Source organism: Vicinamibacterales bacterium (assembly GCA_036012125.1).
Classification (GTDB): Bacteria; Acidobacteriota; Vicinamibacteria; order Vicinamibacterales; family UBA823; genus UBA11600.
The window spans coordinates 1-26,976 of the sequence record DASCOS010000023.1 but is presented as its reverse complement, the minus strand read 5'-3'; the positions used below and the strand labels follow the sequence as shown (position 1 = coordinate 26,976).

Genomic DNA, 26,976 nt, shown 5'->3' with positions numbered 1-26,976 from the left:
TCGAAGGGCAGTTTCGGGCACGGTATGTGCGTGTCTACAAGCAGCGTGAGGGTCGTTGGCTACTCGTTTCCCACCGCACTGTTGACCAGTCGAAGATCAGCTGAGTTCCATGTCAGCAGTGGGAAGTCTCACGTTGCACTGGAAGGCTTTGACAGGGTATTGTATTGGTGACTCGCCTAAGACTTCAGCGTTCCAGTTTGATCATTTCGGGCACGATCAGCGGACTACGTTGACACCGGTTTGAAGGCTGTACACGTTTTGTTGGCCGCCGAGGCGATATTGAATTACTAGGGAGGCACGTTATTTCTTCAAGAGTGTTTGTCGGCAATCTTAACTACGAAACAACTCAACAAGATCTCGAGACTCTGTTCGCTGAAGTCGGTGCCATCTCGGAGGTCTTCCTACCTACTGATCGAGCAACGGGCCGTCCACGCGGTTTTGCATTCGTCGAATTTACCGATGCCGCTACGGTTTTACTGGCAATTGAGAAATTAGACGGCGCGGAACTGCAGGGGCGTACCATTCGGGTGAGTGAGGCTCGTGCCCGTGCGGCACGAAGCCCTGATGCGCCGTTCGAGCCGTCGCCGTGGGGTGATGACAGAGCGGGCCGTGGCGGTGCTGGAAAGCCGAAAGGCAGCCGCCGTGGCCTTCGTGCTCGTAAACGTGGTTTTTGATCCTGGTCATATTCGCGTCTGGAGACAATTCGATGCCAACCGCACGAGCTCGACACATCTTGGTGGAAAGTGAAGATGTCTGCTCGGACCTGAAGAAGAAGATTGTTGACGATGGGGCCGATTTTGTTGCGCTCGCCAGGGAGCATTCCCAGTGTCCATCGGGGCAGCAGGGCGGCGATTTGGGAAAGTTTAATCCCGGACGGATGGTACCCGAATTCGACAAAGTGGTGTTTAGCGAAGAAGTCGGCAAGGTGCATGGTCCAATCAAGACTCAATTTGGATATCACTTGATCGAAATCACGAACCGTACGGCGTAGGTTCGGGCACTTCCAGGCATTCTTCGGGCTTATGCTCCTTACGCGCGGTTAATTCTTTGTGGTTTTGACAAATTGAAATTAGCCGACCCGATCGGTTAAATCACTCATCGAACGTTCCATCACTTTTCTGGCGCTCCCACACACGAGCGGCTCGAGTTCACAGCCAAAAGAGCACCGCCTGCTTTTTCAGGTGGTTCCGCGTTAAAGTATGGGTCGGTCGTCAGTCCACCTTGCTGCTGAAGGGAAGGTTGTCATGAAGCTTTTCCGTACGTTGCTCGCATCAGTTCTTGTCCTCACCGTTTCCTCCTCAGTGTTGGCGCAGGCGCAGTATTATCCGCCGCCTGGAGAGTGGGAGCGAAAGGCGCCTGAAGAAGTAGGCATGGATTCAACCCTTTTGGCTGAAGCGATTGTCTTTGCTGAGGCTAACGAGACGAGTAAGCCGATGGATTTCTCGGATCAGGAACAGATCTTCGGTCAGCCGCTTGGCCCACTACCTAAGCGCAGGGCTCACACTAATGGGCTCGTGATCCGACACGGTTATATCGTGGCGGAGTTCGGTGAGACTGACAGGGTCGACCCGACCTACAGTGCTGCCAAAAGCTATCTCTCGACGATTGCTGGACTGGCATACGACCGCGACCTGTTTACCGATGTGCATCATCCAGTCGGGCAGTATGTGAAGGACGGTGGCTATGATTCATCACAGAACGCCGATGTAACGTGGCATCACCACTTGCAGCAGACTACCGAGTGGGAGGGTGTGCTCTGGGATCGCCGTAGTGACTTTATCGGCAGCGTGGAATTCGGCAGTGCCGAGCGAGAACCACGCGACCTCCAAGCACCAGGCGCTTACTACGAGTACAACGACGTACGGATTAATCGGCTCGCATTGTCGCTACTGCGTCTGTTTGAGAAGCCGTTGCCGATCGTACTCCGGGACGAAATCATGGACCCGATCGGAGCATCCAGTTCTTGGTCATACCACGGTTACTCGAACTCCGACGTTGTGATTAACAGCCAGACGATGAGGTCGGTTACTGGTGGTACCCGCTGGGGAGGGGGTATCTGGATCAATTCTTTCGATCATGCGAGGTTCGGCCTACTGTTCTTGCGCAATGGCAAGTGGAAGAACGAACAGCTGGTCTCAGAGAAATGGATCCAAATGGCGTTGACTCGCGGTGAGGTCGGGCCCGATTACGGCTACCTGTGGTGGTTGAACACAGAAGGTCGTGCTTGGCCAGACGCGCCACGTACCGCTTACCGTGCAAGCGGCCATGGTTCAAACACGGTCTGGGTTGATCCAGAGCATGACCTGGTAGTTGTGTGGCGGTGGCACCAAGGACGGGCGAGTAACGAGTTCTATAGACGGATCATCGCGTCGATCGGTTCGGAAACCACTAACCAGGGTCCGGCTTCCGCTCGTCAGTGACTGAGCTGCCAGGACCACTGTTGCATCGACTGAGGTTGGCTGAATTGGTCCGGTCGTGCCAAACCTCACGGACGCCTACCGAGATCACCGTAAAAAGGGTGGTGCTCTATCGTAGTGCAACAAGCGATGTTGCAAGGGCTTAGTGCGCCGGCGCATGTGACAGTTCTGAAGATCTTGTGTCTTACGCGCGGGTTGTTCCCGCGCCCTGTCATGGAAGGGGTAGGAGGACATGGCCAAGACGGTTGCGGAAATTGCGAATAGCCTCGGTGCAGAAGTGGTGGGCGACGCATCTCAACTCATCAGAGGTGTAGCATCGCTGGCGCAGGCGCAGGCTGACTACATTTCGTTCATCGATGTGCCTGAGCGAGCTAAGGCGGCAATTGCATCAGCAGCTGGATGTTTAATTGTCCCTATCGGTGTGACATCGGATTCTAAAACACTCATTCAAGTCAAGAACCCCAAGCTTGCCTTCGCTCGGACGGTCGAACTCTTCCAGGACAAGAAACCGTTCATTGCAGGAGTGCATCCATCAGCGGTTATTGGTGTCGGGGTGAGCCTCGATGAGGGTGTCAGGATTGGACCTTGTGCGGTCATTGAAGACGAGGTTTGTATTGGTGCCGGCACTGACGTTGGTCCAGGTGTCTATGTCGGGGAGCAGAGCATTATTGGCACTGGATGCGTACTGCATCCGAACGTCGTGCTTTATTCAGGCGTCACGATTGGTGACCGGGTTACCGTGCATGCGGGCGCAGTGTTAGGAAATGACGGTTTTGGTTATGTCGTTGACGATGGTGTCTACCATAAATTTCCACAAATTGGACGGTTAGAGGTTGGGGATGATGTCGAGATTGGCGCGAACACGACGGTCGACCGTGGTGCATTGGATGCTACAGTGATACGGCAGGGTGTGAAACTCGACAATCTTGTGCAGATTGGTCATAACGTGAGTATTGGGGAACACACTATTCTGTCGGCGCAGGTCGGAGTGGCTGGAAGCGCCATTATTGAACGTGATGTCATGCTGGCTGGTCAGGTTGGCGTTGCAGATCACGTCACGATTGGACGAGGCGCTCGGGTAGGCGCGCAGGCTGGTGTCTTCTCCGGGAAAAAAGTCCGCCCTGAGCAGGTCGTCGGTGGGACACCGGCTCGACCGCTGAATAAGTGGAAGACTCAGCATGCGACGGCCAGTCGGCTGCCAAAATGGAAGGCCGAATTGGAAGTGGTCCAAACGCGAATCGCCGAACTGGAAGCGAGGGTCGGCGAATTGCCATCAACGAAAATATAATCCGCCATAGAGCCGAACCATATCTTTCATGTTGGGGGTAACTGAATGTCCAGTCAAAAGCCGACGTATCAAGATGCTGACCTGCTGTTGCGAGTATACGAGCTCAGACGGGAGACCCTCATGCGTACTTCCCGAGATGCAATCAATGGTTTTTGGCCGAGAAGTTATGACGATGTGAAGGCGTACAGTGCCCCCGGTCACCCGGTTAACGCGGCTTGGCGTCAGGTCACTTCCTATTGGGAGATGATCTTCGGCATGGCCCATCACGGCATTGTCGCTACTGACTTCTGGATCGAAAACAACGGTGAGGGGCTGTTCTTGTTTGCGAAAGTCGCACCGTATTTAGACGAAATCCGAGCCGAAGGTTCTCCGCGGTCATTCCAGCATCTCGAATGGGCGGCAACCCAAACCGACACGGGGAAGCAGTACTTCGAAATGCTCCAAGGCCTTGTGCAAAGGCGACTTGCGGCCAAGTAGCCCGCGGGTGGTGAGAAGGGTTGGGTTCGAAGCCGTTGCTATGCGTTGCGCTAGAAAACCACAGCCGGGAGGTTGGTCGTGAAGTCTCGGTTCTTTCAGAAGTACCTACTACCAGGCTTCGTCTTTCAGTCGCTTGTCATTGCGGGTGGTTACGGTACGGGCCGTGAGCTCGTGGAATTCTTTCTCAGGCTTGGCCCCCTTACCGGGTTACTCGCGATGGGGGTGGCAACACTCATATGGAGCGCGGTCGCGGCCTCAAGCTTTGAGCTTGCCCGGCTCACCCAGAGCTACGACTACCGAACGTTCTTCACCCACTTGCTTGGGCGTGGGTGGTTTTTATACGAAATTCTTTATTTCCTTCAAGGCTTTCTGGTGCTGGCGGTAGTTGCGGCGGCGGCGGGCGCTATTTTGCACGAGACTTTTGGTGCGCCGTTACTCGTTGGCGTGATCGGTATGATGGCCGCGATTGGCTTCCTCGCACTGCGTGGCACACCAGCGATTGAACGCTTTTTGGCTAGTTGGTCGTTCGTTCTGTACGCGGCTTACGGCGTCTTTTTTGTTTTGTGCTGGTCACGGTTTGGCGATGCAATAGCGGCTGGTTTGGGCGGATCGGCAATTGGCCAAGGTTGGTTGTTAGGAGGCGTGACCTACGCGGGCTACAACCTGCAGATGATCCCCGCGATTCTCTTCTGCATGCGGCATTCGGAGACGCGCAGGCAAGCTCTTGGCGCGGGCGCCCTGACGGGTCCGATCGCGATGTTACCTGGATTACTGTTCTACATATCCATGGTAGGCCAGTATCCAGCGATTCTAAGCGAGGCTGTGCCAGCGAATGTACTCCTTGAGCTAGTCGGCTCCCGTGCATTTCAGATCGTGTTTCAAGTTGTTCTCTTTGGCACTTTGATCGAAACAGGAGCCGGCCTAGTGCACGCGGTCAATGAGCGGTTGGCTGCGACTTATGCAGAGCGTGGTCTCGAAATGCCTGTCCGCCTGCGTCCGGCAATCGCTATCGGGATGCTTTCCATAGGGGCTCTATCAGCCCAGGTCGGGCTAATGGAACTGATCGCAAGCGGTTACGGCACGATCACGTGGGGTTTTATCATTGTCTTCGTCATTCCGGTCCTCACACTCGGCGTCTGGAACATCCTTCAAGCGCATCACGCTTCGTTTTCTAAGTTATAGTCTTCGGAGCTTGGCTCCTGACTACCACTAGGACGCTGTTGCCGATTCCAAAGTTGCTCAATTTCATCGCACGCCACGTCGAGCGGGCGATCATTACGAACTAGTGCTGCAACACGGTTGCAGGCCGCACTGACTCTGGGATTCGTAGTCAAAAACGAGTAGGACATGCATTATTAACAGGTCACAGATTCGTCAGGTGTAGTGAGCAAGCGCTTGCTCCGCCGCACTTACATAGTGGCCGCCGAAGAGGTTCGCGTGTACCAGTAGCGGATAAACTTGATAAAGCGGTACTCGGTCGGACGCTCCGGCTGCTAATGGGAGCATCTCATTGTATGCGCGGTCGAAGCGCTCACTCGGAGTGCCGAATAACTTCAACATAGCCAGGTCGACTTCTCGATGGCCCCCGTAGGCTGCGGGATCAATGAGGCAGGGACTTCCGTTGTCGTCCGTGTGCAGATTCCCAGTCCAAAGGTCTCCGTGCAGTCGAGCGGGAGGCTCTTCCGAACCAACAAGGTCAGGCAGGCGAGTCAAGAGTGACCCGAAAGTCTGTGTCCAGGTAGTCGGGGCGACCCCACGGTCTACAGCAAGACGGACCTGGGGTTCGATTCTCCGGACGCCATAGAATTCTGCCCAGGTTGCGCACATAGCGTTATCCTGAGCCAGCGTACCGATGAAGTTGTCATGGTCCAGACCGTAGCCGTCTGCACCACTCGCGTGGAGCTTGGCGAGTCCGTGTCCGAGTTGCTCAGCGAAATCAGAGGCTGGCGAAGCCGAAGTGATGAACTCGAGCACTAGGAACGCCGGCGACGAGTTTGAACTGTCGCTCACGGCCAGTACCTTTGGCACCCGAATCGCCTCAGCGGTGTTCAGCCAAGCTAAACCGAGTGCTTCCGTCGGAAACATCCGCGGGTCGGATCCAGGATTTGTCTTAACAAAGACTTCACGTTGATCGTCGAGTCTTACAGCGAAGGCATTATTAATGCTGCCACCGGTTAGTTGATGTGTTGAGGCTATGCTGGACCCGAGTGCCTGCGCCACTGCTCTTTGAGTATCGACCTGCATGGTAATCAGACGAGCTGATACCGTGCACGGATTGTTGTGAGTAAACCCTTGCAGGCCCTCTCACACATGTCGAACACGTCATCAAACCCTCTGGGTCCACCGTAATAAGGGTCAGGCACCTCTGCGTTGGCCGGAGCGGTGGGATCGAACTCGCGCAAGAGATGGACAGTGGCTTCTGTTGCACTATTGGGCGCAAGGCAAAGTAAGTCCTGACGATTATTGGAATCCATTGCGATCACATAGTCGAATGTTGAAAAATCTTCAGCGGTGAATTGGCGTGCGAGGCTATTGAGTTGGATTCCTCGAGCTTCGGAAGTTTTCTTGGCCCGCAAGTCTGGAGGGGAACTCACGTGATAAGCGCCTGTGCCAGCACTATCGACTTCAATTTGGTCGTCCAAGTGAGCGCCGTGAATCAGCGATTTCATGATGGACTCCGCGGTCGGCGAGCGGCAGATGTTCCCTAGGCAGACAAAGCAGATCCTGACCATCTTACATTCCAGAATACTTGATCTTCTGCCACGATATAATCCCAGCGTTTCCGTATATTTTGGCTTCGGCCGAACGTAAATTCGTCGTAGACACTTATCGGGCCGCATGACGTTGTGGTGGTGTTTAATCTAGGATTCAAATCCACAAGGCTGTGGGGTGTACGAGCATGGGGCAGCAAAGAATGAGGAAAATCTCTAGGCGTACCGCGATCGGCGAAGTTAGTGCGGCGTTAGGAGCTTCGGCGATCGCTCCGGCGATCGTCTCGGCTCAGGGTCGCGTCGTACGAAATGGTCGGTTGAAGCAATCGGTCTCCCGTTGGCCTTACATCGACATTCCATTTCCCACGTTCTGCGAAGCCGTGGCCGAGATGGGACTACCGGCGATCGATCTATTGGAGGAAAACGAATGGGATATTGCCGCCGAGTACGGTCTGATTTGCTCGATGGGGTATGGCGGCGGCGGCACAATCGAAGATGGCCTAAACGTGCGAGCAAACCACAACGAAATCGTCACCAACCTTCAACAGGCGATGCCCCGCGCGGTTGAACGAAAAGTGCCGAACCTTATTACATTCTTCGGCAACAGGCGCGGCATGAGTGATCCCGAGGCTATTCGTAACTGTGTAGACGGTTTGCGTCGGCTGGCACCTTCGGCAGAGGAGCACGGTATTACGATATGCGTTGAGTTGCTCAATAGTAAGGTTGATCACCCAGACTACCAGGGTGACCGGACGCCGTTCGGTGCCGAGATCATTCGTCGGGTGGGTTCACCGCGTGTCAAGTTACTGAACGACATTTACCACATGCAGATCATGGAAGGTGATGTCATCCGGACAATTCGAGATAACGCTGAGAGTATTGCGCATTACCACACAGGCGGTGTGCCGGGGCGAAACGAGTTGGATGAGAACCAGGAGTTACAGTGGCCAGCGATTTGTCGTGCGATCGTTGAGACAGGCTTCGACGGGTATGTTGCACATGAGTTTAAACCGACACGCGACCCTTTGACTTCGCTGCGTGAGGCCGTAGCGCTGTGTGACGTATGAGATAGCGTTTTGAGCTATTTCTTCTATAGCGTGATATTGATTACGGAAAGCCGGAAAGTTGCGGGGCTTGTGAATAGAGTGATGTTTGGTCACAAACGGTTCGTCTAAAGCAAGTGGTGCAGGATTACAGATGCCGAGGATTCACCCCGCCGCACATGTCGATTCAGAGGCCGAATTAGCCGACGACGTCATTGTTGGTCCAGGGGCCGTCATTGAGGAGGGAGTAAGGATTGGGCGAGGTTGCCAAATCGGCCCGCATGCCGTGATACATCGTGGCACAACGTTAAGTGCGGAGGTCTACGTTGCGGTGGGAGCTGTGATCGGGGGGATACCGCAGGACCTAAAGTTCAAGGGTGGTGCTAGTGGCGTGGAGATCGGTCCGCGGACAGCAATCCGCGAATATGTCACGGTCCATCGCTGCTCGACGCCTGGCGCGATGACCCGCGTAGGTGCCGAGTGCATGTTGATGGCGACAAGTCACGTGGCTCACGATTGCACACTCGGAGATAGGGTGGTTCTCGCCAACGGAGTCAACTTGGCCGGTCACGTGACAATCGGTGACGCCGTTTTCGTGTCAGGACATGCACAAGTACATCAGTTCATCCGGGTCGGCACACTCGTGATGATCGGCGGTGGATCGAAAGTAATTAAGGACCTACCGCCGTATTGCGTTGCTGATGGGCATCCGGCGCGTCTCTTCGGAGTGAACGTTACCGGTCTCCGCCGAGCAGGCCTTGGTGTCGAGGAAATAGGTCAAATCAAAGAGGCCTATCGCGTGCTTTTCGCGTCTGGGGTGAAATTGCAGGACGCGCTGGCCACACTTGACACGCTCAGTAGTGAAGGAAATTCACGTGGTGCTGAGTTGGCGGTGTTCGTCCGTAAGTCAGAACGTGGCATAGCGCGGCCCAACCGCGGGAAACACGAGTGGCCGGACGATTAGCTATCGCTTGTTCCGTTCACTAACGATTAGAAGGTAAGAAGTTACGGCGGGGCTACAGCTTCAATAACTGGGCAGGTGGCGGTAGCTATCCACGACGAAACGGGTTGAAAGTAAACGATGCCGACTGTTGACTACCAGCTTGCTACGACTGTACTCCAGGATCTTGTTCGGATTCCTTCTGTCAATCCCGATCTTGTGACTGGCGCTGACGGTGAAGCCAAGATCGCTAACTACATCGCCGACACACTGGACGGATGGGGACTGGAGGTCCAGGTGCGAGAGATTGCTGAGGGAAGGCCTAACGTCATCGCGACGCTGAAAGGTGCCGGTGGTGGCCAGACGCTTCTTTTCAACGGTCACATGGATACCGTCGGTGTAGAGGGGATGGCGGAACCGTATTCCGGTGAGGTGCGCGATGGGAGGCTTTACGGTCGCGGTGCCATTGATATGAAGGGGTCGCTCGCTGCGACGATGGCGGCTACCAAAGGTCTCATCGATAGCGGGATGACACTGCGCGGGAGCGTCATCTTTACATACGTGGCCGATGAGGAATATGCGAGCATCGGCACAAGCGCGATAGCTGATGATATCCGTCAGGGCCGGTTACGACGTCCAGATGGGGCAGTGAACACTGAGGCGACTGGATTACGGGTCGGTGTCGGTCACAAAGGGTTTACATGGCTTGAGGTTGTAACGGAAGGTAAGGCTGCGCACGGCTCTAGGCCAGATCTTGGTGTCGACGCAATCGCGCAAATGGGAAAGCTGCTTGTGGAGGTTGACCGACTACAGGGACAATTGGCGGCCGGTGCCCGACATCCGTTACTCGGTGCTGGTTCAGTGCACGCTTCACTCATCAATGGTGGTCGTGAGATGTCGTCCTATCCCGGCCGCTGCACGTTGAAGCTTGAGCGCCGTACCGTCCCACCGGAAACAGCCGACAGTGTTGCCGAGGAGCTTGAAAAGATTATTTCTCGTCTCTCTACCGAAGACCCAGCCTTCCACGCCAGTTCTAGGGTTATGTTCGTGCGCAATCCATGGCAAGCCGACCCGCGATCCCAAATCGTAAAGACGACGGCTGCCGCCATCGAAGCGGTCACGGGTGTGCCGTCCACAACGATGACGCAAACAGGCTGGCTCGACTCTGCACTTTTGGGTGACGTCGGCATTCCCACCGTTATCTGCGGGCCAAGCGGAGAAGGACTACACGCCGAAGTCGAGTCGATTGATGTCACCTCCCTTGGTACGTGCGCCGAAATCTACGAGGAAATCATCCGACGGTTTTGTGCATAGACGTGTAAGTTACCGCCTCCATCCCGGGGACGAGAGGTCAGCGCCCTCAGCTGTGCCCGTGGTTGGTGCCTAATTACCCACGGTTGCCAAACACTCGATTTCAAGCGCTGCTCCGAGTGCGAGTCCAGTGGAGCCGAAGGCACTACGCGCCGGGAGATGCTCAGGAAAGAAGGTGACGTAGACCTCATTCATTGTTGGCCATTGGTTCATGTCTTCCATGAAGACGCTGCACTTGACCACATTGTTCATAGACGAGCCGGCCCTCTCGAGGACGTTACGGATGTTTTCGAGTGTCTGCTGTGTTTCTGCTTGAACTCCTCCTTCTGCAAGGCCACCGCCTGGCATGGTACCGAGCTGGCCTGAGAGGTAAAGCATGTTATCTACCCTGACGTAAGGTGAGAACGGTAGCCCCCCCTGGACGGCAGCGTATTCGACCTCCGGACCGGAACGTTGAGCGCGAGCCGTGAACGAACCGAGCGCAAACGAAAGCACGACGATAACGATAATGAATAACCGAATGGACGAGGTCATCTTGAAAAAAGCTCCTTGGTTGATGGAAAAGAATAGCTGCCGACTAGGCTAATCAAATGCCAAATGAGGGCATGAAATCAAGCGACTGCTTGGGTGACCCGAATTATCTACTGTCTTGGTTGTTCCGTTCCAAGACCCCTTGTGTGGACGAGCGCTCCAGGTGTTCGGAGCCTTGATAGAATGCCGACGGCTACTTCTGACTCACATGGGCCCTGACGTACTCAGTTGACTCGAAGAACTCGAAATAGATTCAGCGATCGACGGTCAGGTCATCACACTATAGCTATAGAATGATGTCATGACCCCACCAACTAAGGGGCCCACTGGTGCGCCAGGCACCCCCGATAAGGACACGGGCTCAACCCCACCGCTCGATTTCATTCGTACGATCGTTGCTGCCGATCTCGTCAATCAGAAGCATGACGGTCCTATAGCGACTCGGTTTCCGCCTGAACCCAACGGTTACCTCCATATCGGTCACGCCAAGTCAATCTGCTTAAATTTTGGGGTCGCAGCGGACTACCGAGGCACCTGTAACGTGAGGTTTGATGACACGAACCCCACGAAAGAGGACGTTGAATACGTTAATGCTATTCAAGACGATATCCGTTGGCTTGGTTTTGATTGGGGTAAGCACCTTTACTATGCTTCGGACTATTTTGAGCGGCTGTATGGTTATGCTGTGCGCCTCATCGAAAGGGGTAAAGCTTACGTCGACGATCTTAGTGCTGAGCAGATCCGTGAATACCGTGGCACGCTGATCGCGCCGGGTCGGGAGAGCCCATATCGCGATCGATCGGTTGAAGAGAACTTGGACTTGTTTGCCCGAATGCGTGCCGGCGAGTTTCCGGATGGGTCGAAAGTGCTGCGCGCCAAGATTGACATGGCATCCGGCAACATGAACATGCGTGATCCGACCTTGTATCGAATTCGACGTGCAACACACCATCGGACGGGTAATCAGTGGTACGTGTACCCGATGTACGACTTCACGCACGCATTGTCAGATTCGATTGAACAGATCACGCATTCGCTGTGCACGCTCGAGTTTGAGGATCACCGACCACTCTACGATTGGGTGCTTACTGAGACCGAGGTGACATGTCACCCTCAGCAGATCGAATTTGCCAGATTGAATCTGTCCTATACGGTACTCAGTAAACGCCAGCTCCTAGTGCTTATTGAGAAGGGGCTGGTTTTTGGATGGGACGATCCGCGCCTGCCGACCTTGGTGGGGATGCGTCGCCGAGGGCTTCCGCCGAAAGCCATCCGCACGTTCTGTGACCGGATCGGGATGGCTAAGCGGAAGAATGTAGTTGATGTTGCAGTACTTGAGCATGCTGTACGGGAAGAACTAAACCAGACATCGCCTCGCGTGATGGCGGTCCTGCGGCCACTCAAGGTTGTGATCCAGAACTACCCGGAAGAAAAGATAGAAGAGGTGGACCTTCTTAACAACCCTGAAAACCCTGATGCAGGCACCCGCAAGGTCCCGTTTTCTCGGGTTTTGTATTTGGAACGTGATGATTTTTCTGAGGATCCGCCGAAAAAATTTTTTCGGTTGGCACCTGGTCGTGAAGTCCGTCTCCGAGGCGCTTACTTCATCACTTGTGTCGACGTTGTGAAGAATGGTCAGGGTGAAATTGTTGAACTACGGTGCACCTACGACCCAACCACCCGTGGTGGGGCGTCTCCAGACGGCCGCAGGGTGAAGGCGACGTTACATTGGGTTTCAGTCGAGCAAGCCCTAACGGCTCAGGTGCGGCTGTACGACCGTCTATTCGTCGATGAACATCCTGGGGAAAACCGCGATTTCCTTGAGGCGATCAATCCTGGTTCCTTAGAAGTAATCAACACGTGCCGCGTTGAGCCGAGCGTGGCGTCTATGGCACCGGGAGACCGATGCCAGTTCGAACGTCTTGGGTATTTCTGTGTCGATCCAGATTCTTCGGACGGCCAACTTGTGTTCAATCGCACCGTGTCACTCCGCGATGTGTGGGCGAAGATTGCGCGGACGATGAAGGCGAGTGGTTAAGTAGTGTTCACTATGTGGTAATCCCGCTGAGGCTCGAGGGTAAACTCCAATGACTAGTTATCTACTTTTTGCTGTGCTCGTTGGCCTCGCACTGCCTTTGCAGGCGGGCATCAACTCGCAGCTTCGCACTCACATAGGTCACCCGCTGTGGGCCGCGTTCGCTTCCTTTAGCGTCGGCACCTGCGTACTGGCTTTAATGTTGGCTGTGAGTCGTGTCGGATTGCCGGTGGCCGGATGGATCGGTCGTGTGCCCTTCTGGCATTGGACAGGCGGCCTGCTCGGTGCGACTTTCGTCACATCGGCGGTCGTGTTGGCGCCCCGATTGGGTGCGGCCACCTTGGTCGCGGCGGTTGTGGCCGGTCAGATGGTGGGCTCACTCCTCCTTGATCACTATGGTGTCGTCGGTTACCCGCAGCACTCGTTAAGCATCGAGCGCGTTATAGGCGTAATGCTGGTCATGACTGGCGTCGCGCTCATTCAATATCGATGAGACTCCTGGATGCACTTAATAGAATTATTTCTACCGAAGCTGTTATCTCGGTATAGCCAACGTGCGATTACTCTTAATCCAATTGACTGAGAGGACATGTCAGAAACCATTTTTTCAGCGCAGTTGTTTGCCACCTGTCTAGTGGACGCGATTCGACCAGCTGCTGGCTTAGCGACACTGCGCTTACTCGAACGGCTCGGCGTAAAGGTTATCGTGCCCAGTGGCCAGACTTGTTGCGGTCAACCGGCGTTCAACTCGGGGTGTCTCGCTGATGCGCGGGCGATGGCACGTTACACGGTCGACCTATTGGAGAAATCACCGGCGCCGATTGTTGTGCCTTCTGGGTCGTGCGGTGACATGATCGTGCACCGATATCGTGCACTACTTGCTGATGAGCTGGCGTATGCTTCGAAGGTTGAGCGTGTAGCCGCCCGTACATACGAGCTTAGTCAGTATCTCAGCGATGTGCTGAAGGTTCACGACGTTGGTGCGCGTTGCCGACGGACGATTGCTTACCACCCCTCGTGTCATCTATTGCGCGGTCTTGGCGTTCGTTCGGCGCCACTCCAGCTACTCGACAGCATTGCCGATGCGCGGTGTGTGAGCCTCCCTGGCGCCGAAGACTGTTGTGGCTTTGGTGGCACATTCGCTGTGAAGATGGGAGAACTGTCGAGCGCAATGCTCGACCGGAAGCTCGACGCGATCGTGGAGTCTGGGGCTGACACCGTCGTTGCTTGTGATGCTGGGTGCTTGATGCACATTGAGGGTGGACTGAAGCGTCGTGGCTCGAATGTTGCGGTTCGACATCTCGCCGAGGTCTTGGTGGAATCCGAATGAACTCACCGTCGATGTCGTTTCAACAACGGGTGTCGCATGCGTTAGCAGATGGTCAGCTCCGCATCGCACTTGATCGAACGACTGAACGCTTCACATCAAAACGTGTTGCAGGATTAGCATCGCTTCCTGATGCTGATGCAGTCCGTGACTGTGCTCGGAGCATCCGTCTACACACCCTGTCTAGGCTCGACGAGTATTTGGAACAGTTCGAAGCAAATGTCACGTCGGTAGGAGGACAGGTGCATTGGGCCTCCGATGCGCAGGAGGCGAACGAGATTGTCCTCGACCTTGCTAGGTCGCGCTCGGTTAAGCGCGTCGTCAAATCAAAGTCGATGGTGAGCGAGGAGATTGAGCTCAACCAGGCGTTGATCAGTGGCGGTCTTGACGTTGTCGAGTCGGACCTCGGTGAATACATCATCCAACTTGCAGGCGAAACGCCATCTCATATCATCGCGCCGGCCGTGCACAAGACGCGCGAGCAGATCGGCCAGTTACTGGCGGACAAGTTAGGCGTGCCGATGACCGACGATCCGGTTGAAATGACGGCGACCGCTAGGTCCGCGCTGCGCGACGTGTTCTTGCAATCTGAAATGGGAATAAGCGGCGTTAATTTTGGCGTAGCCTCGACGGGCTCACTGGCAATTGTGACAAATGAAGGTAATGCATCATTGACCGTCACTGCTCCCCGTATTCATGTGGCGATGATGGGTATTGAGCGTGTCGTCCCAGCGCTCGATGACCTCGCGGTGATGCTACTAGTTCTTGCGCGTTCTGCGACTGGACAGAAGTTGACGGTTTACACGGATCTGCTCACTGGGCCGCGCCGCGGTGACCCCGATGGTCCGGAGGAGTTACATGTTGTACTGCTGGACAACGGACGTAGCCGGCTCATCGGGACCGAGGTTGGTGAGGTCCTAGCGTGCATCCGATGTGGCGCCTGTTTGAATGCATGTCCGGTCTATCAGCAGATTGGCGGACACGCCTACGGCAGCGTATATTCAGGACCGATCGGTGCTGTGCTCACGCCAAGTCTTGACCGGGAAGGGCCATGGCACGTACTTCCTGAAGCCAGTTCGTTGTGCGGTGCTTGCCGCGAGGTGTGCCCGGTCCGGATAGACATCCCGCGGATGCTACTAGTGCTTCGTGCCGAGACTGTTCATTCCGGTAAGGGCAATCGGTGGGTTCGGGTTGGTTTCTGGTTATATCGAATTGCGGCCACGAAACCTTGGTTATTCAGGTGCGGCGTGTCGGTGGTACGCCAGTTGACGAGGATGTTCTTCGTTAACGGCTGGCTGTTCCGATTGCCGGCGCCACTGTCAAACTGGACGCAGTCCCGGGAGTTTCCGGTGATCGCCAGTCGTACTTTTAGCGAAGAGATGCGTGATCGTGAAGAGGGCAGTGGAGATGAATGAAAGCCGGGGTGCGATCTTAGAACGAATCAGGTCGGGTCGGTTGGGAGTGCCGGTGGAGTCTCGACCGGCCCCTCCGATGCCTATTCCTACGAAGGATTCGTCGAGGCTCCTCGACCGTTTCGTGCAGGAAGCCGAAGCCGTGGGCGCTATCGTGCATCGCTCTGACCGTTGCGACCTTTCTGTCGAAATAGTGCTGCGTGTATTAGGTGATGCGGGCGTCAAGCGGCTTATCAGTTGGGAACCCAATGACTTACCGATTTCGGAGTTAATGAAAGCTGCGGTCGATGACGGCGTCCAACTCGTGGACCCGCCGACGCCTGCTAACGCAGAAACGCTCAGTCGTGAGTGGGCGGCGATGGCGACCGCAGACGCCGGGCTCACTGGTGCTGTTGGTGGACTCGCGGATACAGGGACGGTCGTTCTTCGTAGCGGACCGGGTCGATCGCGTTTGGCTTGGTTGTTACCGCCGCTACATGTGGTGGTCCTCCACTCATCGCTCGTTCACCCGACGCTCTCAGTGTTCATGGGTGAGTGCGATGAATTGGTTAGGTGCAGTAGTCACGTCGCGTTCGTAACCGGTCCGAGTCGGACAGCCGACATTGAGCAAACTCTTACTATTGGAGTGCATGGACCGAAGGAAGTGCATATTCTGCTCGTCGACCACGACTGCAACCCAATCGAAGAGTCCGAGGCTGCTCAAGCGGCTATCGTTTCAGATGAGACTAGAGACCGGATGAGCAAGAATGACCTTGTCCAATAGAACTCTCGGCGTCGGTCTTGTCGGTACGGGCTGGGTAGCGGCGTCCCACGTGCGCGCGATCCAAGCGAATCCCCACGTTCGGCTCGTTCGGATGTGTGGTCGACAGGAGGTGCGCGCTCGGGAGAAACTGGCGAGCTTTGACGCGGACGTGTCTGACGTTGGTTTTACCAGGCGGTATCAGGATTTGCTCGACGCGTCTGATATCGACATTGTCGTCATTGCTACACCAAATCACTTACACGCCGACCAAGCCGTAGCTGCAGCTAACGCGAACAAACACATTCTGCTTGAGAAACCTACCGGGCTCGACATTCGTGAGTTGGTCCGGATTCGCGATGCGGTGCACCGAGCTAAGGTTCGGACAATCGTTTCGTTTGTGCTGCACTACAACCCGTTCATCCGCTTCGCGCACTGGATGCGCAAGGAAGGCTGGCTAGGTACGATCCGTTACGCACGCTTTCAGTACCTGTCCCGCATCCTAAGTGGGTATCCCGGTTGGTCGTGGGTGAGACGTGCCGACAGTGGACGTAGTCACCTTCTAGCGGCTGGTTGCCATGCGGTCGACGCAATGCGATGGTGCACTGGGTTGGAACCCACCGAGGTGAGCGCGTACCACACGAGATTTACTAAAGGTTACCAGTGGCCGACTTCGATTGTGGTCAACGCAAAGCTTGGCCGAAGGGCGATCGGACAGGTGGTAAGCTCGACCGATTTCATGATGCCTTACACGTTCGGAGTCGAATTAATGGGAGACCTCGCCACGCTTGTCGATGGTCTCATTCTTTGGAACGACAAAGCAGTTTCACTCACAGAGCTTCGTCGGGCGAATCCGTTCCCTGACGTGGTCCTCCGGGAGACGCGTGCGGCCGACGGTAACCCGGCCATCCGCGTTGAGTGCGACATGCCAGCGTCGGCTGACGTCCGGCAGCATCCATTTCAAGGAGAAATAGACGAACTAGTGCACTGTGTCCGCACGGGGCGTGAGTCACACCTAAATGTCTTCGATGCACAGAAGACGATGGAAGTCTGCTTAGCGGCAGACCGATCGGCTATGCGGGGCGGTCGACCCGTGGGACTACCGCTCATCCGGCCCTAAGGACAACTTCACCACGTGTCAGGAAAGTGTTATGTCGCCGTCGATCTCGGAGCTAGTAGTGGCCGGGTCGTCGTTGGTCACGTTGACGACGGCAATGTTTCATTAAAGGTTGTACACCGCTTTACGGTGACCTCACGTGTTTTGTCGGGCCATCAGCGCTGGACTATTTCGGAACTATTTGAAGAGGTCAGAACCGGGCTCACTAAGGCTGCAGGAGCCGAGGGAGAACTAATTAGTCTCGGCGTGGATACTTGGGGAGTTGACTATGGTCTGATTGATGCTGATGGCCGTTTACTTGAGGATCCGGTGTGCTACCGGGATCGGCGTACTGAAGGCGTCGTCGAACGTGTACTCAAGACCGTGCCGGCGATTGAACTATTTCACCTGACCGGCGTGCAGGTTCTTGCACTGAACACCGTCTATCAGCTCGTGGCACAGCGTGATGCAGGGGAGTGGCCGGCGAATGCCTCACGGTTACTTATGATGCCCGATCTTGTTCACCACGATCTCTGTGGGAGTTTGACTGGTGAGGCAACAATGGCGAGCACCACACAACTAGCAGGAGCGACGACACGGCGCTGGGAGTGTGAACTCTTTGACCGACTAGACCTTCCGATCGCTGTGATGCCGGACCTAGTGCAGCCTGGGGTGCAACTGGGCAGGGTTCATTCCCACGTGCGCGGGGCACTGGCGCTTCCGGACATGACGGTTGTAGCGCCTGCCACGCACGATACGGCAAGCGCCGTGGTTGGTGCGCCGATCGGCGAAGGGTGGGCCTATCTGAGTTCAGGTACTTGGTCGCTCCTAGGTATCGAGACTGAGGTTCCCTTACTGACCGACACGGCGCGGGAAGTAGGCCTAACGAATGAAGGTGGCGTAGAAGGTAAGAATCGTTTACTTAAGAATATTGCTGGCATGTGGATCCTTGAGTCCTGCCGGAAAATATGGGCGACACAAGGAGAGGCTATAGATTTTATTGACCTTAGCCGGGCAATCGCTTTGGTCCGGGCTCGTCAAGCATTCGTTCTACCTGACGATCCTAGATTCTTCAACCCGCCAGATATGCCCAGGGCGATCGAGGCCTTTCTACGGGAATCAGGTCAGCCCGTGCCAGGCGATTACGGTGGATATGCACGGGTTGTTCTTGAGTCGCTTGCCTTACGCTACGCATCAGTGGTCGAGGCAATCGAGCACGCGACGGGCCGTGCGATCGTCGGCATCAGAATCATTGGCGGTGGATCGCAAAACCGTTTCCTTAACCAGGCGACCGCCGATGCCACTGGTCGTGAGGTTAGAGCTGGTCCCATTGAGGCGACTGCACTTGGCAATGTGATCGTTCAGGCAATCTCTGACGGTTGTTTCGGGAATGTTGGTGAGGCTCGGGAGGCTGTGGCCCGTCACATGGAAGACGACGTCTACGAGCCTACCGAACTGGAGGCGTGGGCCGAAGCGCGCACACAATACGCACGCCTTGAACGAGAGTGGGGACGCTGATACGACCGGTGCGGTGCGCCGATTAGTGTTCGTCGGTGTTACTACGGGCGACCGTATCGATGGATCAATTCTGACGAATCAATGTCAGATGCGCCTTTTGACTGAATAAGGACCTGGTGATTGGAGAATTCAAAGGATTCACTTACCGTCGAGGTAATGAAGGGGTTCCAATTGGATCACCAGGTGGTGTGAGAGGGACGGGTGTTGGCGAATATGTTGCGTCAGGACGCTGTAGAAATCGCCAGATGTCGTCGCGTGTAGTCCGGTCGTGAGCTGACACTGCGCCATCTAAGTTTTCAGCGAGTTCGAAAAGTACATTGCTAGCTATCGCCCGCACCTGAGACAAGGCGGTAGAGTCGGCGGCCAATTGCACTAACCTATCCACGGTTAATCGTTCGACCGCCTGTTGAATCAACTCGGCCCGTGGTTCACCGGGCGGCGGAGCGCCCCAGGTTCTCGACATGAGCGCCTCGGTGACTTCTTCGAAGCTAGGATACTCACTATCACGAGAATGAAAATCCACGAGTCTTGCCGCTCGCTCGGGTTGGAGGAGAGCTGAGATCGCTAAATCAGCCGCGGTCATTGCCGCCGTAATCGGATCAAAGGTCATAGCGGTTCGTCGTTCGAACGGTTCGGTTGTCACGCCGCCAGAATGGAATGCGCGCGGTGGCATCAGGTCAAGTAGCGCAGGAGGCAGTAGTAGTGCTTCGGGGCTGATTGTGTCGAGAACGGCTTCGAGTGAGGCACGCTGTTGGTTGACTGGTACGATCTGGGACGGTGAAGGTGGGCTTGGTCCGTTAACGGTTCGAATCGCGTATGTGTAGTGGACCCCACCCAATGCTTTGACTGCAGCCGCAAGTTGGTAACGATGGTGCAGGTAGAGTGGTAATAGCTCTATTTCGAGTGTGGAAAGTGGCGCACCAATTGAAATGTTGCGAAGGCCGAATTGACGAAGTCCGATCCCCCGCACGTCCATTTCGTGACGGAGCATGGCCACTGGATCCGACCCGTTGTCCCACAGATTCGCGAGCGGGTGCGCAGCGCCAGCCGGACGAGTATCGGCATCGGTTAGGAACAACATGCCGTTTGCAACACCTTGGCTGACGATTTGTTCCAGTGCGGTTGCTTCGTCAATGTCGGGTGCGAATTGCGAGTAAGCGTAGGTCACTGCGAAGCGGTCAAAGTTTCCTATCCCTTCCGTATATGCGTCCGACAGGTCGATTTGGCCATCTCGAATCTGGACAAGTGGTGCCGGATAGTCCATTACCGAAGCCCGGCCATAGGTACTTGCCGCAAAGTTATGGGCAAAACCTATTGCATGACCCACCTCGTGCGCCGCAAGTTGACGAAGTCTGTCCAACACCATAGCTTCTGGATCGGCAGTTGGGTCGAGTGGTTGCAAGTACTCGAGTCCAGGCGTAGCCGCCACCATGCACCAGGCACTGTCGGCATCGTTGAAAGTTCCGTAGGGTGGTGCCAAGCCAGCGCCAATTAGGTAGTCCTGCCTTGCTCGAAGCGAACCGAGGCGAACGTTACCTTTTAGAATCTCGCCTGTGCGGGGATCTATAACTTGATTGCCATAGGACCATCCCCGGGTGGAACGATGGACCCAGTGAATCATGTTGTAGCGGACATCCATCGGATCAGCACCATCCGGCAGGAGTCTCACCTGAAACGCATTCTGGAAGCCCGCTTCCTCGAATGCATCGTTCCACCATGAAGCGCCATCAAGTAACGCACTGCGGATTGGCTCGGGTACACCAGGATCGAGGTAATAGACGATTGGCTCAACAGGCTCGGAAACGCGTGCGGTCGGGTCCCGTTTTTGGAGGTTGTGGCGGATGACCCAGCCACGCTCAACCGACTCGGTGATTGGCATCGCATAGTCATGGAATGAAATGCCTAACGTGTTGACGCGTGGGTCGACGGACCTCGGCCGGTAGCCATTCTCAGTTGGGTCTGGTAGTTCGACGAACGAATGGTGTTGCCGAAGAGTAACCGAGCGGGGGGAGGGCGTTGTTTGTTGCAGTAGACTCCCCGGGTCGGATCCGTCTTCGGCGACGAATGTAATCCTTGCGTCAACCTCTATGTTTTCGGGGAACCCCCGCGTTCGTGCCAAATTGATCGCGCTACGTGTCGGCATGAGACTGAAACGCCCTTGGTTGAGGTGCCTGAGCCGATCAGCAACATTGTTAGCATCGCGCAAGAAGAACTCTGTGGCGTCGACGAGAACCCGAGGGCCGCTGGTGGCCTCGACCTCAAAGCCCCACGTAACCGATTGCGCAAACGAGTCGGCGACAGATCGCCGCTCGTCCGCATCTGTCGTAATCGCCCGGTATCGATAATTTGGTTCAATCATCAGCACCCGCGGGCCAACCCGCTGAAAATGCACCACACGGGTGGCGCCCAACCTCCCGCGGTCGAGTCCGAGGGGATTTGAGCCGACACCAGTTGCCAACGAGACTTGATACAGCAGTTCGGTTTCGAATCGAGTAAGTTCTAGGAACAGGCGACCTCTATCATTGTCCCAATAGAGTGGTAGGTATCCCTCGATGCGCCGCATGCCTTCGGTGCGCCATTCAATTGATCCAGGCTGAGCGACTAACGGCAATGCCGTAAGTGCGAAATAAGCTGCAACTAATAATGCACGAAGCATTCTCAGTTCCTTACCGGTTTCATCGGAGCCAATGCATCCGACAACGAGCGATTATCCTTGATTCTATTGCAACTTACCTAGTTTCTGAGGCCTGCCCATTGGTATAGGTGGTTTCTGGGCTTGACTTCAGCGTTCCAAGATTGTGGAGTAGGCTTCTCCGTCGATGTTTTCGGCCAGATTACCAGAAGTTCTCCACTCGAACCCGTTGACACGTGCCCTGCGATGCTTGCAAGCAAGTGGGAGCTCGTTCATTGATCTCACGGTGTCGAATCCGACGCGGGTCGGCCTCTGTTATTCCAAGGGACTGTTCAACTTGCTTAATGAGACGAGTTTGGACTATGAAGTCCATCCACTCGGTTTACCTACAGCTCGGGCCGCAATCGCGACACACCTCAGAGGCGGAGCGGTAATAGTCGCGCCGCAACAAATTGCCCTGACAGCCAGCACGAGTGAGGCCTACTCCCTCCTTTTTAAAATCTTGTGCAACCCTGGTGATGAGGTTCTCGTGCCACAGCCGAGCTATCCACTGTTTGAGCATCTCACTCGGCTGGACGGAGTTGTCAGCGTACCTTATCGTCTCGAGTATTCGGGGTTGTGGTCGATCGATTTGGATAGCGTGGCAAGCGCCATTTCATCTCGTACCCGCGCGATTCTTATCGTGAGCCCTAACAACCCAACTGGGTCATATGCAACAAACACGGAGCTCGAAGAATTGGCCGAACTTGCCAAAAGGTATGAACTAGCGCTGATTGGTGATGAAGTCTTCCGGCCATATCCGGTAGCAACGCCGTTTCCACCACAGCCAAGTGTCATCAGTAGCGGTGCACCCTTAGCGTTCAGTCTAGGTGGTATCTCGAAGTTGCTAGGACTACCACAGTTGAAACTGGCTTGGATCGCGGTGAGTGGTTTTGATTCAGTGGTTACCGAAACATTAGCTCGTTTAGAGATAGCCTATGACACCTATTTATCGGTGACCACCACAGTGCAAAGAGCGCTAGGCTCGCTCCTTGAGAGTGGTTGTGGTGTGCACGAGCAGATCGCAACGCGGATCCGCCACAACTTTGACGTCCTGCAACGAGTTACTGCTGAGGTTCCCCCGTGCCGAGTGCTCCCGGTCGGAGGTGGTTGGTCTGCCGTCGTACGTGTACCGGCTGTCGTTAGTGAAGAGCAGCGTGTTCTCAATCTTCTCGAAAAGCACCGAGTGCTTGTGCACCCAGGATATTTCTTTGAGTTCCCCGAAGAAGCGTTCATCGTGTGTAGCTTGATACCCGAACCCGAGGTATTCGCTGCTGGCGTGGCACGGCTTGTCGATGGACTAGGTCGAGCGCCTGGAACGAAATAACACGCCTTCGGTAAGCACCGCCTTACTACCGTAACGAGGCCTTTCAGGGCCATGCTAGAATGGGCGGAACATGCGGCTGGTCAGCTATTTAGTTGTGATCCCAACAGCAGTTTTGGTCGGTTCTACTGGCTGTGCGGATCCAGACCTTGAGCCTGCGGCAGCGCTAGCCCATGTTGTCGATATTGACCTACCGTCGGAGTCGACGGTCAAGGCTGGCACGGTTCCCCGCAACGCGACTTTTGCTAGCCTCTTGGAATCCTTCGGCCTGTCTAACAATGTTGTTGCCGCGGTCGTCAATCAAACGCGTAGTGTCTTCGATCCGAGGCGTTTGAGGGCAGCCAATGACTATGAGGTTGTCATGTCGACCGATGGAAACTTAGTGAGACTTAAGTACCATATCGACTCGGATAGCTTCCTGCGGATTCAGCGGGTTGGAGAGAGTCGATTTCAGGCGACAATCATCCCTTACGTCAAGGAGCGGGCTGTCATCGCGATGAGTGGTGAAATTGATTCCGCCCGTTCTTCGTTGGTTGCGGCGATCAATAGCGCGGGCGAGGAGGTCCAACTCGCGATTACGATGGCCGATGTTCTTGGCGGTGAAATTGATTTCAATAACGACTTACGGATCGGCGATTCATTTCGCGTGCTTTTCGAACGATTTCTCCGTGAAGATGAATACGACGATTACGGTAACGTGCTAGCTACAGAGTTTAATAATGATGGACGGCGTATCACGGCCACTCGATTTACGCCGCCGGGCGGTGACCCTGGTTACTACGACGACGAGGGACGATCGCTCAAGCGTATGTTTCTAAGGTCGCCCTTGCGGTTTGAACCTCGGATCACATCGCGTTTCTCTCGCAATCGGATGCATCCGATTCTCGGTGAACGTCGAGCACACCTTGGTGTGGATTACGGTGCGGCTACCGGCACACCAGTGATCGCGGTGGCTAACGGAACCGTGGTGTCAGTTGGGTGGAGCGGTGGGTCTGGCCGGATGGTACGCTTGCGCCACACTGGCGGCTACGAAACCTATTACTTGCACCTTTCGGCATTCGCCAGCGGGATGAGGCCGGGCGTGCGGGTTGCCCAGGGCCAGTTCATTGGCCGGGTTGGGTCGACGGGGCTCGCTACGGGTCCACATCTTGACTACCGGCTAAAGAAGAATGGCGTTTTCTTAAATCCGCTTGTTGAGCATCGAAAAATGCCACCGGGGGAGCCAGTACCCGCCGAACATCTCAGCTTGTTCCGAACGGAGCGAGAACGAATATTTGGATTGCTTGTCGATGGTCCACCAATCCCGGCTGTGCTCAAAGTGGCAGCAGGTGCGCCCTAACACTCAAAAGTTGGCCTATTTCCTCTGGTCGTCTGTGCCGTCCTTCTTTGGTTGCGCGGAGTAGAACCTTGGCTGTGCGCTAAAATACCGAGATGGCCTCGATCCGTTCGTTTCGGGCTCTCCGGGCTGTGCCAGATACCGCGTCGCGGGTTGCGTCGCCACCTTACGACGTCATGAATGTCGACGAAGCTCGCGAGTTGGCACGTGGCGAGCCACTAAGTTTCCTGCGCGTGTCACGTGCTGAGCTTGAACTGCCGTCTGAGACTGATCCGTATGCTGACGCGGTTTACGTGCGAGCAGCCGAAAAGTTTCTAGAGATTCGCGTTTCGGCACCACTGGTAACTGAAGCGGAGCCATCCCTGTACTGCTATCGCTTACAAACTGCCAGCCACGAGCAAACGGGGTTAACAGCGTGCTATTCGCTGGACGAGTACGACCGAGGATTGATTAAGCGGCATGAACACACACGTTTGGACAAGAGGGCTGACCGCACCCGACACCTAACTGAATTGGGAGCGCAAACCGGACTAGTTTTGCTCACCTATCGAGCGACCGCGGAGATCGATTTACTCACGGAATCAGTTTGTGCGGGTATCCCGCTCTTCGACTTCAAGGCGTCGGATAATGTGCGACACACAGTTTGGCGAGTTCCGCCGGCGGATGTCGATCCACTGGTGAAAGCGTTTGAGGCCGTATCAGCTCTCTACGTTGCGGATGGTCACCATCGAATGGCGAGTGCTAGCCTCGCACGTGATGAGTTTGTGCGTCAGGGTCGGCCGACGGTGCCAGTAGAGGCCGATACGGTTATAGCTACAGCCTTTCCGCACAATCAAGTCCGCATCTTGCCTTACAACCGTATTGTTCAGGATCTACAAGGGCAGTCGCCTCAGGAGTTCCTTGATCAGCTTAAGGCAAAATTATCTCTACGACTTGGGCAACCCATGCCGGCTAGGGCTGGCGAGGTAGCGATGTATCTCGACGGCACCTGGTACAACGTAAAGTTAACGGAGGGTGGTCACTCGGTGGATCGTGCGGATTCCCTAGATGTGGCGCGACTTCATCGGGACATCTTGGCTCCATTTCTTGGTATCGGGGACATTCGCAGGGACTCGCGTATCGACTTTGTTGGCGGTAGCCTGGGGGCAGCAGTACTGCAGAAGCGCGTGGATCAAGGTGAGGCGGCAGTGGCGTTCTCCATGTTTCCGGTCACCGTCGATGACCTGATGACGATCGCTGATGAGGGCAGCATCATGCCCCCAAAGTCCACGTGGTTTGAACCGAAGCTACGTGATGGGCTATTGATTCATTTGGTTGTATGAACACCGGCCAAGCAGGTTGCCTACATGACAACACACCGCATCTTCAATTTCAGCGCTGGACCGGCTGTTTTGCCTGAGGCGGCAATTAAGGCAGCCCAACGTGACTTGCTAGCGTTGCCCGACGTCGGTATGTCGGTGCTCGAGATCAGTCATCGGTCGACCCATTTTGATGCGATTTTACGGGACGCGGAGCGTACGTTTCGAGAGATAGCTAGTGTACCGGCGGATTACCGCGTACTGTTTTTGCAGGGTGGCGCCAGTTTGCAATTTGGGATGGTGCCGATGAACCTACTCGCGGAAAATGACATTGCCGATTATTTAGTGACAGGGGTGTGGTCACAGAAGGCCGTTAAGGAGGCCAAGAAGATCGGCAGGGTACATATAGCTGCGTCGACGGAGGCTGAAGAGTTCGCTCGCGTGCCACGACTTGACGAGATTGTTCTCTCTCCGGAAGCTGCTTACGTACACATGACATCGAATAACACGATCTACGGAACACAATGGACCGACCTACCGGAAACAGGCACGGTGCCGCTTGTCAGCGACATGTCGTCGGACATCGTCAGTCGACCGATTCCAGTCGCTCGATTCGGCGTCATTTACGCTAGTGCTCAAAAGAATCTAGGCCCGGCGGGGGTAACACTTGTCATCATTCGCGAAGATTTACTGGCACGTTCGCCAGCAACTTTGCCGTCAATGTTGAGTTACCGACTATTGGCCAACAACGGTTCGCGCCAGAACACGCCGCCTGTCTTTGGTATCTACATGCTTCGCCTGGTGTTTGAGTGGCTGCGGACACAAGGTGGTCTTGGAGCGGTGGCGGCTTGCAACGCTAGGAAGGCGTCGATCCTTTACGAGGAGCTTGACCGTAGCGACTTCTACCGGATTGTGGCTAACCCAACGTGTCGCTCGATGATGAACGTCACGTTCCGGTTGGCTAAACAGGACCTTGAGCCAAGATTCATTCAAGAGGCAGCAGCGGTTGGCTTAGATGGCCTTAGGGGACATCGTACGGTGGGAGGATTACGGGCATCTATCTACAATGCAATGCCGGAAGCGGGCGTAATGGCGCTCACAGAATTCATGCGGGAGTTCGAGCGCCGCAACGGTTGAGCAGTCGGATAGTTGCAATATTGGGCCGGTTTTTGCGCACTGAAGGTGATTATGGTAGTGTGGATGGTCTTCGTTACTGTTGAGGTTTCTGTAGCCGATACTCAGGTTGTCGGCCTGATGGCCTCGGAGGTAGAGAGATCTCTTCCTTAGTGTTGGCGTTGATCGCTGCTGCTGCCGTTGTGCAGATCGCTGTGTTCAGCACGACGATCTATCTACATCGTAGTGCTACACATCGTGCGGTCACGCTGCATCCAACTGTAGCACTTGTTTTTCGAATGGGGCTATGGCTAACGACTGGCATTGTCGTCAAGCAGTGGGTAGCTGTTCATCGTAAACACCACGCGTTTTCTGATGAGGAGGGCGAT

Annotated in this window: 25 protein-coding genes; 21 read left to right on the top strand and 4 right to left on the bottom strand. The window is 55.3% G+C overall.

The window, feature by feature from the left end; genetic code table 11:
- Positions 1-314: 314 nt before the first annotated feature.
- The 6 genes from QGH09_08480 to QGH09_08455 all read left to right on the top strand — a co-directional run bounded on the left by QGH09_08480 (position 315) and on the right by QGH09_08455 (position 5,364).
- Complete coding sequence (locus tag QGH09_08480) at positions 315-674, top strand: hypothetical protein (GenBank protein ID HJO18219.1); 360 nt, start codon at positions 315-317, stop codon at positions 672-674.
- 32 nt (positions 675-706) lie between these two features.
- Positions 707-991 (top strand): peptidylprolyl isomerase, encoded by a 285-nt coding sequence (locus QGH09_08475; GenBank protein HJO18218.1) that lies wholly within the window; start codon positions 707-709, stop codon positions 989-991.
- Positions 992-1,199: 208 nt separating this feature from the next.
- The gene (locus tag QGH09_08470) at positions 1,200-2,420 is read left to right on the top strand and encodes a serine hydrolase (protein HJO18217.1); all 1,221 of its coding nucleotides are present in this window, start codon (positions 1,200-1,202) and stop codon (positions 2,418-2,420) included.
- Between the two features lie 229 nt (positions 2,421-2,649).
- Entirely contained in the window at positions 2,650-3,705 is a 1,056-nt protein-coding gene (gene lpxD, locus QGH09_08465; protein ID HJO18216.1) for a UDP-3-O-(3-hydroxymyristoyl)glucosamine N-acyltransferase, read from the top strand.
- Between the two features lie 45 nt (positions 3,706-3,750).
- Positions 3,751-4,182 carry a hypothetical protein gene (locus QGH09_08460; GenBank protein HJO18215.1) on the top strand — a complete coding sequence of 144 codons (432 nt, stop codon included), beginning with the start codon at positions 3,751-3,753 and terminating at the stop codon, positions 4,180-4,182.
- Positions 4,183-4,260: 78 nt separating this feature from the next.
- Positions 4,261-5,364 carry a hypothetical protein gene (locus tag QGH09_08455; protein HJO18214.1) on the top strand — a complete coding sequence of 368 codons (1,104 nt, stop codon included), beginning with the start codon at positions 4,261-4,263 and terminating at the stop codon, positions 5,362-5,364.
- A 192-nt stretch (positions 5,365-5,556) separates the two neighbouring features.
- Here the strand turns inward: QGH09_08455 and QGH09_08450 are convergent, their stop codons facing one another.
- Positions 5,557-6,426, bottom strand: a complete 870-nt coding sequence (locus QGH09_08450; GenBank protein ID HJO18213.1) for a fructosamine kinase family protein — start codon at positions 6,424-6,426, stop codon at positions 5,557-5,559.
- A gap of 5 nt (positions 6,427-6,431) precedes the next feature.
- Positions 6,432-6,914 carry a low molecular weight protein-tyrosine-phosphatase gene (locus tag QGH09_08445; GenBank protein ID HJO18212.1) on the bottom strand — a complete coding sequence of 161 codons (483 nt, stop codon included), beginning with the start codon at positions 6,912-6,914 and terminating at the stop codon, positions 6,432-6,434.
- A 167-nt stretch (positions 6,915-7,081) separates the two neighbouring features.
- Here QGH09_08445 and QGH09_08440 point away from each other — a divergent pair, with 167 nt between their 5' ends.
- The 3 genes from QGH09_08440 to QGH09_08430 all read left to right on the top strand — a co-directional run bounded on the left by QGH09_08440 (position 7,082) and on the right by QGH09_08430 (position 10,190).
- A complete protein-coding gene (locus QGH09_08440) occupies positions 7,082-7,960 on the top strand; it encodes a TIM barrel protein (GenBank protein HJO18211.1) in 879 nt (292 codons plus the stop codon).
- A gap of 130 nt (positions 7,961-8,090) precedes the next feature.
- Complete coding sequence (gene lpxA / locus QGH09_08435; protein HJO18210.1) at positions 8,091-8,900, top strand: acyl-ACP--UDP-N-acetylglucosamine O-acyltransferase; 810 nt, start codon at positions 8,091-8,093, stop codon at positions 8,898-8,900.
- A 117-nt stretch (positions 8,901-9,017) separates the two neighbouring features.
- Positions 9,018-10,190 (top strand): ArgE/DapE family deacylase, encoded by a 1,173-nt coding sequence (locus QGH09_08430; GenBank protein ID HJO18209.1) that lies wholly within the window; start codon positions 9,018-9,020, stop codon positions 10,188-10,190.
- A 69-nt stretch (positions 10,191-10,259) separates the two neighbouring features.
- On the opposite strand, the gene QGH09_08425 is transcribed toward QGH09_08430, so the two are convergent.
- Positions 10,260-10,721 carry a RidA family protein gene (locus QGH09_08425; GenBank protein ID HJO18208.1) on the bottom strand — a complete coding sequence of 154 codons (462 nt, stop codon included), beginning with the start codon at positions 10,719-10,721 and terminating at the stop codon, positions 10,260-10,262.
- Positions 10,722-11,019: 298 nt separating this feature from the next.
- On the opposite strand from QGH09_08425, the gene QGH09_08420 reads away from it, so the two are divergent.
- The 7 genes from QGH09_08420 (at position 11,020) to QGH09_08390 (ending at position 18,845) form a co-directional block, all read left to right on the top strand.
- On the top strand, positions 11,020-12,756 hold the full coding sequence (locus tag QGH09_08420; protein ID HJO18207.1) for a glutamine--tRNA ligase/YqeY domain fusion protein: 1,737 nt from the start codon (positions 11,020-11,022) through the stop codon (positions 12,754-12,756).
- Between the two features lie 49 nt (positions 12,757-12,805).
- Positions 12,806-13,246 (top strand): DMT family transporter, encoded by a 441-nt coding sequence (locus QGH09_08415; protein HJO18206.1) that lies wholly within the window; start codon positions 12,806-12,808, stop codon positions 13,244-13,246.
- 96 nt (positions 13,247-13,342) lie between these two features.
- Positions 13,343-14,083, top strand: coding sequence for a (Fe-S)-binding protein (locus tag QGH09_08410; protein ID HJO18205.1), 741 nt, complete (start codon positions 13,343-13,345; stop codon positions 14,081-14,083).
- Positions 14,080-15,495, top strand: a complete 1,416-nt coding sequence (locus QGH09_08405) for a LutB/LldF family L-lactate oxidation iron-sulfur protein (protein ID HJO18204.1) — start codon at positions 14,080-14,082, stop codon at positions 15,493-15,495. The genes QGH09_08410 and QGH09_08405 overlap by 4 nt, the downstream gene beginning before the upstream one ends.
- Positions 15,488-16,255 (top strand): LUD domain-containing protein, encoded by a 768-nt coding sequence (locus QGH09_08400; GenBank protein ID HJO18203.1) that lies wholly within the window; start codon positions 15,488-15,490, stop codon positions 16,253-16,255. The genes QGH09_08405 and QGH09_08400 overlap by 8 nt, the downstream gene beginning before the upstream one ends.
- Positions 16,239-17,351, top strand: coding sequence for a Gfo/Idh/MocA family oxidoreductase (locus QGH09_08395; protein HJO18202.1), 1,113 nt, complete (start codon positions 16,239-16,241; stop codon positions 17,349-17,351). The genes QGH09_08400 and QGH09_08395 overlap by 17 nt, the downstream gene beginning before the upstream one ends.
- A gap of 15 nt (positions 17,352-17,366) precedes the next feature.
- Positions 17,367-18,845: a rhamnulokinase family protein gene (locus QGH09_08390; protein HJO18201.1), complete on the top strand. Its 1,479-nt coding sequence runs from the start codon at positions 17,367-17,369 to the stop codon at positions 18,843-18,845.
- A gap of 142 nt (positions 18,846-18,987) precedes the next feature.
- Here QGH09_08390 and QGH09_08385 read toward each other — a convergent pair whose 3' ends face one another.
- Positions 18,988-21,501, bottom strand: a complete 2,514-nt coding sequence (locus QGH09_08385) for a zinc-dependent metalloprotease (protein ID HJO18200.1) — start codon at positions 21,499-21,501, stop codon at positions 18,988-18,990.
- Positions 21,502-21,763: 262 nt separating this feature from the next.
- Here QGH09_08385 and QGH09_08380 point away from each other — a divergent pair, with 262 nt between their 5' ends.
- The 5 genes from QGH09_08380 to QGH09_08360 form a co-directional block, all read left to right on the top strand.
- Positions 21,764-22,843, top strand: coding sequence for a pyridoxal phosphate-dependent aminotransferase (locus QGH09_08380; protein ID HJO18199.1), 1,080 nt, complete (start codon positions 21,764-21,766; stop codon positions 22,841-22,843).
- Between the two features lie 70 nt (positions 22,844-22,913).
- Positions 22,914-24,179 (top strand): peptidoglycan DD-metalloendopeptidase family protein, encoded by a 1,266-nt coding sequence (locus tag QGH09_08375; protein HJO18198.1) that lies wholly within the window; start codon positions 22,914-22,916, stop codon positions 24,177-24,179.
- 92 nt (positions 24,180-24,271) lie between these two features.
- Entirely contained in the window at positions 24,272-25,498 is a 1,227-nt protein-coding gene (locus tag QGH09_08370) for a DUF1015 family protein (protein ID HJO18197.1), read from the top strand.
- Positions 25,499-25,522: 24 nt separating this feature from the next.
- Positions 25,523-26,611, top strand: coding sequence for a 3-phosphoserine/phosphohydroxythreonine transaminase (serC, locus tag QGH09_08365; protein ID HJO18196.1), 1,089 nt, complete (start codon positions 25,523-25,525; stop codon positions 26,609-26,611).
- Between the two features lie 149 nt (positions 26,612-26,760).
- Positions 26,761-26,976 (top strand): hypothetical protein (locus tag QGH09_08360; GenBank protein HJO18195.1); only part of this gene is annotated, 216 nt, incomplete at its 3' end.